Origin of the sequence: Cellulosimicrobium sp. SH8 (assembly GCF_025818875.1) — a bacterium.
GTDB classification, from domain to species: domain Bacteria; phylum Actinomycetota; class Actinomycetes; order Actinomycetales; family Cellulomonadaceae; genus Cellulosimicrobium; species Cellulosimicrobium cellulans_D.
Genome location: NZ_JAMXMH010000001.1, coordinates 602,850 through 612,944, shown reverse-complemented (window position 1 = coordinate 612,944; position 10,095 = coordinate 602,850). Strand labels below are relative to the sequence as shown.

Sequence of the window (10,095 nt, the reverse complement as noted above, 5' to 3'; positions counted from 1 at the left end):
TCCTACATGCGCGACATCAACCTCGGCCACGACGCCAACGAAGAGACCGCGGCCGCGGTCGGCATGACCGGACAACAGGTCCAGGACATGTACCGCCTCCTGGCCATCGCCAAGTACGAAGACCGGTACGTCATCCCCACCGCCCACACCGAGATCGCCCGCGAGCTCGACGAGCTGTCCTGCTCGCTGGACTACGACGGCGGACCCGGCATGGGCGGCATGGGCCTGACCGGCGGCGGGCCGTTCGGCGAGACGTCCGGGAGCCCGGTGCCCGTCGCGGTCGAGAACTTCCACGTCCTCCAGTCGCGCCAGACGGCGGACTCCCCGTACGGGCCCTCGACGCCCGGCCGTGTGAACCTCCTCAACTGGGACGGCAACGGCCGCCCGCCCGGGCTCTTCCCGCCGGGCGAGGACGCGACGACCGGCGGGACCGGCGCGGGCACGGGGACCGGCGGCGTCACCCCCGGGGGGCCCGGCTCGCTGCCCGGGGGTCGGCAGGACGCGCGGCACGACACGATCCCCGGCCCGTCGGCGCCCGGTGGGCCGACCGGCGGACCGGCGGGCAACCCGGCACAGGAGAACGGGCCCGGCGTCGGGCCCGACGGAGGCACCCGATGAGGACGCGCTCCCTGCTCCCGACCCCGGCGCTGCGCCCCGGGGCGCGACCTCGCGGGCCGCAGCCCGACCACCTGTCGCCGGTCGCGGCGTCGGGCACCCAGCGCCGCACGGCCCACATGGCCGCGTCCGTGCTGCTCGCCTACCCCGACGCGGACGTGCTCGACGCGGCCGTGGCCGTCCGGGCGTCGACGCCCGGGCTGCCCGCACCGGTCCGCGAGCGCCTCGACGCGTTCTGCGACGTGCTGCCGGCGTCCGCGGACGCGCAGGGCCTGCGCGAGCTCCAGGCCCGCTACGTCGCGACGTTCGACCTCAAGCGCAAGTGCTCGATGTACCTGTCGTACTACGCCGCGGGCGACACCCGGCGGCGCGGGACGGCGCTCGTCGCGTTCGTCGAGGCGTACCGGGCCGCGGGCTGGGAGGTCACGGGCTCGGAGCTGCCCGACTACCTGCCGACGGTGCTCGAGTTCTCCGCCCGCACCCAGGGCGACGACGCGACGATCGCGGCGGGGCTGCTCGCCTCGCACCGGGACGGGATCGAGGTGCTGCGGACCGCGCTCGAGAGCATGGCGAGCCCCTGGACCGGGCTGGTCGAGGCGGTGTGCCTCACGCTGCCGCCGCTCGACGAGCGCACGCAGCAGCGGTACGTCGAGCTCGTGACGGCGGGGCCGCCCGCCGAGCTCGTGGGCATGGAGCCGTTCGCGCTGGAGCCGTACGGCACCGGGGCCGGCCGAACCGGAGGAGCGGTGCGATGAGCGGGGTGAGCACGGGCGAGATCCTGCTGTGGGTCGTGTTCCCGTACGTGACGTTCGCGGTGTTCGTCGTGGGGTCGATCTGGCGGTACCGGTACGACAAGTTCGGCTGGACCACGCGGTCCAGCGAGCTCTACGAGAAGCGGCTCCTGCGGCTCGGGTCGCCGCTCTTCCACTTCGGGCTGCTGTTCGTGATCCTCGGGCACCTCATGGGCCTCGTCATCCCCAAGTCGTGGACGGAGGCGGTGGGCATCAAGGAGGTCGCCTACCACTTCGTCGCCACGTACATGGGGTCGATCGCGGCCGTCGCGCTCGTCGCCGGGCTGCTCATCCTCATCTACCGGCGCCGCACCACGGGTCCCGTCTTCCGCGCGACGACGCGCATGGACAAGACCATGTACGTGTTCCTCGCGGCGTCGATCCTGCTCGGGTCGTGGGCGACCGTGCAGACGCAGCTTCTCGCCGGCGGCCACGGGTACGACTACCGGGAGACGATCTCCCCCTGGTTCCGGTCGCTCTGGTACCTGCAGCCGCAGCCCGCGCTCATGGAGGGCGTGCCCGCGGCGTTCCAGCTCCACATCGTCGCCGCCAACCTGCTCTTCATCCTGTGGCCGTTCACGCGGCTCGTGCACGCGTTCTCCGCGCCCGTGCCCTACCTGTTCCGCCCGTACGTCGTGTACCGGTCGCGCGAGGCGTCGGTCGCCGCGCGGGCCCCGCGGCCCGGCTGGGACCCCTCGGAGCGCCCGCGCGGGCGGTGAGCCCCGGCGCCGTCGCCGGACCAGGAAGCACCAGGTCAGCGGCGAGAAACCCGCTCGTCGCGCCCCGGAGCCGCCGAGCGCCGCCGGGTGAAAAACCGAGGACGGCGACCACGGGACGCCCCGGCGCCCCCTCCTTCCAGGGGCGGTCACCCCGACCGTGACCGTCACCCGGAAGAGGTTTCGAGCATGTCCACCACCGCCCCGACGACCGCTGGTCGTCCCCGCGTCGTCCGCCCGTCAGCGTCCTCGACCACCCCCGTCGCCCGCCGCCGCGTCGCCGTCCTGCCCGCGCGCCTGGCCGGCCGCGTCGACGCCGCCGTCGCCGCCACCGCGCGCTTCCTCACGCGCTGGTCCGTCCCCGCGCTGCGCGTCGCCCTCGGCCTCGTGTTCCTCGGGTTCGGCGTCCTGAAGTTCTTCCCCGGCGCGAGCCCGGCGGAGTCGATCGCGGCACGGACCGTCGAGACGCTCACGTTCGGCCTCGTCGGCGGGACGGCGGCCGTGATCTTCACCGCCGTCCTGGAGACGTTCATCGGGCTGACTCTCCTCACCGGCCGCCTCCTGCGGGCCGGGCTGCTCGCCCTCGCCGTCGCGATGGCCGGCATCCTGTCGCCGATCGTGCTGTTCGCCGACGAGCTCTTCGGCCACGGGATGACCCTCCTGGGCCAGTACGTGCTCAAGGACGTCGTCCTCGTCGCCGGCGCCGCCGTCGTCGCGGCCGTCGCCCTCGGTGCCCGGCTGAAGCTCGACGCATGACACCCAGGCGCTCCCACGCCTTCCCTGACCCGACGAACAGGACCCCGTGACCGGCACCGGTCACGGGGTCCTGTCTGTCGGGGCGCCGACCACACCGTCGCGAGGTAGAGCCTCCGGTCGCGACGTAGAACACGGCGAGCTCTATCTCACGACCGGAGGTTCTACCTCAGCGGGAGGCGATCGCGTCAGGCGAGCGCGAGCGTCAGGTACACGCTGTTCGGGTCGTCCGCGTAGTCGGCGAACGGGGCGCACGGGACGAATCCGTGGCGCACGTAGAGGCGCCGCGCGGGCGCGAAGTAGTCCTCTGCGCCCGTCTCCAGGCTCACGCGGTCGAGTCCGCGGTCGCGCGCGACGTCGAGCAGGTGCGCGAGGACCGTCGCGGCGACGCCCCGGCCCCGCGCGGCCGCCGTCGTGCGCATGGACTTGAGCTCACCCAGCGTCGCGTCGTGCTGCTTGAGCGCGCCGCACCCGAGGAGTCCGCCGTCCGTGGACCGCGCGGTGACGAACGTGATGTCCGACGCGCGCAGCCGCTCGACGTCCAGCGCGTGCACGCTCTCCGGCGGCGACGTCGCGTACATGTCGTCCAGGTGCTCCTGCAGCAGCGCCAGCACGTCCTCGACCGTCGGGTCCTCGACGGCGACGCGCACGTCCGCCCGGGTCGTCGTCTCGTTCACCCGCCGAGCCTGCCACACCGCCCCGGGGCGCCGAGCGAGGCGTCCGCACGCAGGTGCCCGACGGTCCCGCATGACGCCGCGAGGTCGGCCGCGTGACGTCGGTCTCTCCGCGGTTTCTCACGGCCCGAGAGAGGTGACACTCCGTAGATGCGGGTCTATCGTCGCGATCATGCCGCACTTTCGGATTCGAGACGCAGCCGGCCTGCTCGGGGTCAGCGACGACACCGTCCGTCGCTGGGTCGACGCCGGGGACCTCGCCGCGAGCGTCGACGACGCCGGGCGCAAGGTCGTCGACGGCGCGGAGCTCGCACGCTTCGCCGTCGCCCAGTCGCACCCGACCCCCGACCCGTCGGGCGTCGCCCGCTCGGCGCGCAACCGGTTCGTGGGGATCGTCACCGACGTCGTGAGCGACACGGTCATGTCCCAGGTCGAGATGCTCTGCGGGGGCCAGCGCGTGGTCTCGCTCATGAGCACCGAGGCCGTGCGCGAGCTGCGTCTCGAGCCCGGAAGCCTGGCCGTCGCGGTCGTCAAGGCGACCACCGTCATCGTCGAGACCCCTGGAGGAACCGCGTGAGCGCGTCCGCACGCCCCCGCACGACCACCCGCACGACAATCTCGCGCCGCCGCGCCCGAGGAGCCCTCGCCGCGCTCGGGACGGCGGCCCTCGTCGCCGCGCTCGCCGCGTGCGGCACCGGCGCGGACGCCGGGGACGACGCCGCGCCGTCGGACGCCGCCACGGACGCCGCGAGCACGCCGGCCGAGGAGCGCACGCTCACGGTCCTCGCCGCGGCGTCGCTGCGCGACGTGTTCACCGATCTCGCGGCCGACTTCGAGGCAGAGCACGAGGGCGTCACCGTGGCGCTGTCGTTCGCCGGGTCGTCCGACCTGGGCGACCAGATCCTCGCCGGGGCACCAGCCGACGTCTTCGCCTCCGCGGACGAGCGCAACATGACCCGCGTCGTCGAGGCGGGTGACGCGTCCGACCCGGTCGCGTTCGCGACCAACACGCTGACGATCGTCACCCCGCCCGGCAACCCGGCCGGCGTCGAGACGTTCGCCGACCTCGCGCGCGAGGACGTCAAGGTCGTCGTGTGCGCGCCGGAGGTCCCGTGCGGCGGCGCGACCGACAAGGTCGCCGACGCCGCGGGCGTCACCATCCACCGCGTGAGCGAGGAGGCCAACGTCACCGACGTCCTCGCCAAGGTGACGTCGGGCGAGGCCGACGCGGGCCTCGTGTACGTCACGGACGCGAGCCTCGCGGGCGACGACGTCGACGTGGTCGACGTGCCCGAGACCGACGCCGCGCTCAACGTCTACCCGATCGCGCTCGTCGCGGCCGCCGAGGAGGCCGGCGCCGAGCAGGTCGAGCTCGCGCAGGCCTGGATCGACCTGGTCACCGGCGACGCCGGGCAGGCCGCGCTCGCCGCGGCGGGCTTCGGCGCCCCGGACGCGGCGGCGCCGTGACGTCCGCACCCTCCCGCAGGCCCTGATGCGCGGGCTCCCCCGCTGGGTCCTCGTCCCGGCCCTGCTCGGCGCGCTGTTCGTCGTCGTCCCCGTGGCGGCGATGGTCGCGCGCGTCGAGCTGGCGCCAGGGCCGGACGGGACCGGGGGCTTCTGGGCCCTCGTGACGTCCCCGGCGGCGCTCGACGCGCTCGGGCTGTCGCTGCGCACCGCGCTCGTCGCGACGCTGTGCTGCGTGCTGCTCGGCACGCCCATGGCGCTCGTCCTCGCGCGCACGACGTTCCCCGGGCAGCGCGTCGCGCGCGCCCTCGTGCTGCTCCCGCTCGTCCTGCCGCCCGTGGTCGGGGGCATCGCGCTGCTCCACACGTTCGGGCGGCGCGGCCTGATCGGCCAGCACCTCGAGGTGCTGGGGATCGAGATCGCGTTCACCACGACGGCCGTCGTCATCGCGCAGACGTTCGTCGCGCTCCCCTTCCTCGTCCTGAGCCTCGAGGGCGCGCTGCGCACGCAGGACACGCGCCTCGAGGACGTCGCCGCGACGCTCGGTGCCCGCCCGACGACGGTGCTGCGCCGCGTGACCCTCCCCCGTGTCATGCCGGGGCTGCTGTCGGGCGCGGTGCTCGCGTTCGCGCGAGCGCTCGGCGAGTTCGGCGCGACCATCACGTTCGCGGGCGCGCTCCAGGGCGTCACGCAGACCCTGCCGCTCGAGATCTACCTCCAGCGCAGCGCCGACCCGGACGCCGCCGTCGCGCTGTCGTTCGTGCTCGTCGTCGTCGCGGTGCTCATCACGGCGGCCGTCCACGGCCCGCGCGTCCTCGGCGGCCCGGACGCGCGCACAGCCCGTCCGCGGCGAGGGACCCGGGACGCGCGCGCGTCGGGCACGCTGCCCGACGGCGGTGGGCTCGTCCGGGAGGACGCCTCGCCCAGGAGCAGCGACGCCAGGTCGACGGCAGCCGCCGCGGACCCGACCTCCCGCACCGGCGGGGCCCCCGCCGCGCTCGCCGTGCGCGCCGCCGTCCCCGACCGCGGCCTCGACGTCGACCTTGCCCTCGCCCCGGGCGAGGTCGTCGCGGTGCTCGGCGCCAACGGGGCGGGCAAGTCGACGCTGGTGCAGGTCGTGGCGGGCCTCCTCCCGCCCGGCGACGTGCACGGCGCCCGGGTCGCGGTCGGTGACGACGACGTCACGCGGGTCGCGCCGCGACACCGCCGGCTCGCGTGGCTGAGCCAGCGGCCGCTGCTCTTCGAGAACCTGTCGGTCGAGGACAACGTCGCGTTCGGCCTCCGGGCGCGGGGCGTCCCACGCACCCGGGCCCGGCGCGAGGCCCGGGCCGCGCTCGGGCACGTCGGCGCCGCCGACCTCGCGCCCCGGCGCGCGACCGACCTCTCGGGCGGGCAGGCGCAGCGTGTCGCGATCGCCCGGGCGCTCGTCACCGACCCGCGCGTGCTCCTGCTCGACGAGCCGCTCGCCTCGCTCGACGTCGGCGTCGCGCAGCACGTGCGGTCGGTGCTGCACCACGCGCAGCGCGAGCGGCCCCGCACGACGCTCCTCGTGACCCATGACCTGCTCGACGTGCTGCTGCTGGCCGACCGCGTCGTCGTGCTGGAGGAGGGCCGCGTCGTCGAGGACGGGCCGGTGGACCAGGTCCTCACGCGGCCGCGGTCCCGGTTCGCGGCCCGCCTCGCGGGCGTCAACCTGCTCGCGGGGAGCGTCGTGCACGTCGCCGTGCCGGAGCCCGTCACGGTGGGGAGCCTCGGGACGGGGTCGGGCGGGCCCGGCGTCGACGGGGCGGGCGCTGCTCTCGTCCCGGCCGACGCGGTGGACGAGGAGGCCGCCGCACGCGAGGCGACGCTCGTCGTCGACGGCACGGAGGTCCCAGTGCGCGGGACTGCGGGCGAGCCGCTCGCCGCCGGGGACGGGGCCGTCGCGGTGTTCGAGCCGCGCACGGTCGCCGTCCACCGGGCGACGCCCGAGGGCAGTCCCCGCAACGCGTACCGGGTCGTCGTGACCAGCGTCGAGCCGCACGGACCGCTCCTGCGCGTGTGGGGCCGCGTGGCCGGCGAGGACCCGGGTGCCCCGGCCGCGGACGACCCGGCCGCCGTCGGCCACGACGCCCCGCACCTGGCCGCCGACCTCACGCCGCGCGCCGTCGCCGAGCTGCGCCTGACCCCGGGCGAGCGCGTCTGGTTCGTGGTCAAGGCGGCCGAGGTGCGCATCCACCCCCACTGACACGCCGAACCCGGGGTCGTTCCCCACGACGCGCCGGTCGTGAGGAAGGACCCCGGGTTCGGCACCGCGGGTGTCAGACGGCGGCCGGCGCCTCCGGGGCGGGGGCGGGCGCCGCGTCGTGCGGGTGGGGTCGGGCGCTGCGGGACCACTCGCCGCCGCGGGCCCGGACCGCGACGAGCAGGACGACGAGCCCGACGGCCGTCATCGCGGCGCCTGCCCACAGGGGCGACGTGAAGCCGAGCCCGGCGGCGATGGTCAGGCCGCCGATCCACGCGCCCAGCGCGTTGCCGACGTTGAACGCGGCGATGTTCGCGCCCGACGCGAGGGTCGGCGCGCCCTGCGCGAACGACATGACGCGCATCTGCAGGCCGGGGACGGTCGCGAACCCGAAGGCTCCCATGAGGACGAGGCTGACGACCGTCATGACCTGGCTCGTCGCCGTGAGCGCGAAGACGCCCAGCACCACGGTGAGCGCCGCGAAGAGCACGACGAGCGTCGTGCCGAGCCGGCGGTCGGCCGCGCGCCCGCCGACGAGGTTGCCCACGAACAGCCCGCCGCCGAACAGCACGAGCAGCCACGGGACCGACGCCGACGTGAACCCGCCCACCTCGGTGAGCGTGAACGCGATGTACGTGAACGCGCCGAACATCCCGCCGAACCCGAGCACGGTGATGGCGATCGAGAACCACACCTGCGCGCTGCGGAACGCGGCGAGCTCGCCGCGCAGGCCCGGGCGGCCGGACGCGCGGTCCGCCCCGGGCGCGGTGGCCGCGCCGGGTGCGGGGGCGCCGTCGGGCGACCCGACCCGCGACGGGACGAGCAGCGCGATCCCGGCGAGCGCGACGACGCCGATGGCGGTGATGGCCCAGAACGTCGCGCGCCACCCGGCGGCCTGGCCGAGGAACGTGCCGAACGGGACGCCGAGCACGTTCGCGATGGTCAGCCCGGCGAACATGATCGAGATGGCGCCGGCCCGCTTCTCGGGCGCGACGAGGTCGGCCGCCACGACGGCGCCGATCCCGAAGAACGCGCCGTGGCACAGCGCCGCGACGACGCGGCCGACGAGCATGACCTCGTACGTCGGCGCGACGGCGGACAGCAGGTTGCCCGCGATGAACAGGACCATGAGGCCGAGCAGGGCCTTCTTGCGGTCGACGCGCGTGAGGGCCGCGGTGAGGCCGATCGCGCCGACGGCGACGGACAGCGCGTAGCCCGAGATGAGGTAGCCGGCGACGGTCTCGGTGACGCCGAAGTCGGCGGCCACCTCGGGCAGCAGGCCCATGATGACGAACTCGGTGAGCCCGATGCCGAAGCCCCCGATGGCGAGGGCCCAGAGGGCGACTGGCATGACGATCTCCTGGTGCGGGACGCGTGCGGGTGGGATCAGGTGGACAGAAGCGTTGCGTGCGCGCTCACCTGGCGCCTGCACTTGTTGCAGACGCGCGCTATCGATAGTTGCACACGCCGATTAGTTGCACAAGCGCTATAGTTGTGACGGATGCACGCACCGAGGAGGAACCCATGGGCATCGCCGACGACGCCGTCGAGGTCCGCGCGCAGGGCTGGCGCACGCTCGCCGCGCTGCACGGGCTCATCGACGCCGCGCTCGAGCGCGCCCTCCAGTCGGGGCACGACCTCTCCGTCGTCGAGTACACCGTGCTCGACGCGCTCTCCCGGCAGGACGGCTGGCACATGCGCATGCAGCAGCTCGCGCGCGCCGCCGCGCTCTCCCCCAGCGCGACGACCCGGCTCGTCAACCGGCTCGAGGACCGCGGGCTCCTCACGCGGATCCTGTGCCAGGACGACCGCCGCGGGATCTACACCGAGCTGACGCCTGCGGGCGAGGCCCTCCTGCTCGCCGCGCGCCCGACGCACGACGCGACGCTCGAGACCGCTCTGCACGACGCGACGGAGACACCTGAGCTCGCGTCGCTCGTCGACGCGCTGCACGCGCTCCCGGCCCCCGCCGACGCGGCGTAGCCCGACCGGCGGGACGTAGCCCGACCGGCGGGACGTCGCCCGACCCGGCGCGCGGAGCCCGGCAGGGGTCGCGCGACCGGTCAGGCCGGCGGGTCGACCCCGCCGAGCGCGGCGCGGACCTCGCCGACGATCGCCGCCATCGCTGCCTCGGCGGCGCGCGGGTCGCCGTCCGCCACGGCGCGCGCGACGGCCTCGTGCTGGTCCAGCGCCTCGGGCACCGGGGACGCGGGCATGAGCCCCAGGTGCGTCCGGCCGCTGAGCACCGCGGCGACGACCCCTGCGAGCGCACCGAACATCTCGTTGCCGCTCGCGCGCAGCAGGAGCTCGTGGAAGCGCACGTCGAGCGCGAGGAACTCCTCGAGGTCGCCCGCCTCGCCGAGCATCCGCATGCGCGCGGCCGCCGCGACGAGCTCGGCGCGCTCGTCGTCGGTCGCGTGGACCGCCGCTCCCGCGGCCGCGAGCGGCTCGACGGCGTGCCGCAGCTCGGTGAGCGTGCGGAGCTGGGGGTCGCGGCCCGGGCCTTCGAGGCGCCAGCGGATGACGCGCGGGTCGAGCACGTTCCACTCCTCGATGCCGAGGACGACGAGCCCGACGCGGCGCCTCGACCGCACGAGGCCGAGCCCTTCGAGGAGGCGCATGACCTCGCGCGCGACGGTGCGCGAGACCCCGAACTCGGACCCGATCGACTCGAGCGTGAGCGGCGCGCCCGGGGCGACGTCTCCGCTGGTGATACGACGTCCGAGAGCGTCGAGCACGGTGGTGTGCAGGACCGTCGTCGCCATGGGCAGCAGCCTAGTGGCGCCCATTGGTGATATCAATCACTTGCCAAAGGTGCTACCAATGCCGCACAGTGGTCGGCAGTGGGGACCACGACG

Annotated in this window: 10 protein-coding genes and 1 pseudogene; 8 read left to right on the top strand and 3 right to left on the bottom strand. The window is 75.0% G+C overall.

Annotation, left to right across the window (positions count from 1 at the left end; genetic code table 11):
* The 4 genes and pseudogenes from NF338_RS02695 to NF338_RS02680 all read left to right on the top strand — a co-directional run.
* Positions 1 to 618: pseudogene (locus NF338_RS02695) on the top strand (hypothetical protein); the annotation flags it as partial.
* Complete coding sequence (gene narJ, locus NF338_RS02690) at positions 615 to 1,370, top strand: nitrate reductase molybdenum cofactor assembly chaperone (protein ID WP_264029363.1); 756 nt, start codon at positions 615 to 617, stop codon at positions 1,368 to 1,370. The pseudogene NF338_RS02695 and the gene narJ, both read left to right, overlap by 4 nt.
* On the top strand, positions 1,367 to 2,125 hold the full coding sequence (gene narI, locus NF338_RS02685; protein ID WP_264029362.1) for a respiratory nitrate reductase subunit gamma: 759 nt from the start codon (positions 1,367 to 1,369) through the stop codon (positions 2,123 to 2,125). Before narJ ends, narI begins: the two co-directional genes overlap by 4 nt.
* Positions 2,126 to 2,311: 186 nt before the next feature.
* A complete protein-coding gene (locus tag NF338_RS02680) occupies positions 2,312 to 2,878 on the top strand; it encodes a DoxX family membrane protein (RefSeq protein ID WP_264029361.1) in 567 nt (188 codons plus the stop codon).
* A 185-nt stretch (positions 2,879 to 3,063) separates the two neighbouring features.
* On the opposite strand, the gene NF338_RS02675 is transcribed toward NF338_RS02680, so the two are convergent.
* Entirely contained in the window at positions 3,064 to 3,552 is a 489-nt protein-coding gene (locus NF338_RS02675; RefSeq protein WP_264029360.1) for a GNAT family N-acetyltransferase, read from the bottom strand.
* A 169-nt stretch (positions 3,553 to 3,721) separates the two neighbouring features.
* Between NF338_RS02675 and NF338_RS02670 the strand changes: the two genes are divergently transcribed.
* Genes NF338_RS02670 through NF338_RS02655 form a run of 3 tightly spaced genes read left to right on the top strand, consistent with a single transcriptional unit; the run spans position 3,722 to position 7,240 of the window.
* A complete protein-coding gene (locus tag NF338_RS02670) occupies positions 3,722 to 4,126 on the top strand; it encodes a TOBE domain-containing protein (protein ID WP_264029359.1) in 405 nt (134 codons plus the stop codon).
* Positions 4,123 to 5,016 (top strand): molybdate ABC transporter substrate-binding protein, encoded by an 894-nt coding sequence (gene modA / locus NF338_RS02665; RefSeq protein ID WP_264029358.1) that lies wholly within the window; start codon positions 4,123 to 4,125, stop codon positions 5,014 to 5,016. The genes NF338_RS02670 and modA overlap by 4 nt, the downstream gene beginning before the upstream one ends.
* Before the next feature lie 25 nt (positions 5,017 to 5,041).
* Complete coding sequence (locus tag NF338_RS02655) at positions 5,042 to 7,240, top strand: ABC transporter permease (RefSeq protein WP_412845926.1); 2,199 nt, start codon at positions 5,042 to 5,044, stop codon at positions 7,238 to 7,240.
* Between the two features lie 73 nt (positions 7,241 to 7,313).
* Here NF338_RS02655 and NF338_RS02650 read toward each other — a convergent pair whose 3' ends face one another.
* Positions 7,314 to 8,588, bottom strand: coding sequence for an MFS transporter (locus NF338_RS02650; protein WP_264029357.1), 1,275 nt, complete (start codon positions 8,586 to 8,588; stop codon positions 7,314 to 7,316).
* Between the two features lie 173 nt (positions 8,589 to 8,761).
* On the opposite strand from NF338_RS02650, the gene NF338_RS02645 reads away from it, so the two are divergent.
* On the top strand, positions 8,762 to 9,220 hold the full coding sequence (locus tag NF338_RS02645) for a MarR family winged helix-turn-helix transcriptional regulator (RefSeq protein ID WP_264029356.1): 459 nt from the start codon (positions 8,762 to 8,764) through the stop codon (positions 9,218 to 9,220).
* 80 nt (positions 9,221 to 9,300) lie between these two features.
* Here NF338_RS02645 and NF338_RS02640 read toward each other — a convergent pair whose 3' ends face one another.
* A complete protein-coding gene (locus tag NF338_RS02640; protein WP_264029355.1) occupies positions 9,301 to 10,002 on the bottom strand; it encodes a FadR/GntR family transcriptional regulator in 702 nt (233 codons plus the stop codon).
* Between the last annotated feature and the right edge of the window lie 93 nt (positions 10,003 to 10,095).

Coding starts and splice junctions, on each gene's coding strand:
- narJ (WP_264029363.1), top strand. CDS start 615: ATGAGGACGCGCTCCCTGCTCCCGACCCCGGCGCTGCGCCCCGGGGCG.
- narI (WP_264029362.1), top strand. CDS start 1,367: ATGAGCGGGGTGAGCACGGGCGAGATCCTGCTGTGGGTCGTGTTCCCG.
- NF338_RS02680 (WP_264029361.1), top strand. CDS start 2,312: ATGTCCACCACCGCCCCGACGACCGCTGGTCGTCCCCGCGTCGTCCGC.
- NF338_RS02670 (WP_264029359.1), top strand. CDS start 3,722: ATGCCGCACTTTCGGATTCGAGACGCAGCCGGCCTGCTCGGGGTCAGC.
- NF338_RS02655 (WP_412845926.1), top strand. CDS start 5,042: ATGCGCGGGCTCCCCCGCTGGGTCCTCGTCCCGGCCCTGCTCGGCGCG.
- NF338_RS02650 (WP_264029357.1), bottom strand. CDS start 8,588: ATGCCAGTCGCCCTCTGGGCCCTCGCCATCGGGGGCTTCGGCATCGGG.
- NF338_RS02645 (WP_264029356.1), top strand. CDS start 8,762: ATGGGCATCGCCGACGACGCCGTCGAGGTCCGCGCGCAGGGCTGGCGC.
- NF338_RS02640 (WP_264029355.1), bottom strand. CDS start 10,002: ATGGCGACGACGGTCCTGCACACCACCGTGCTCGACGCTCTCGGACGT.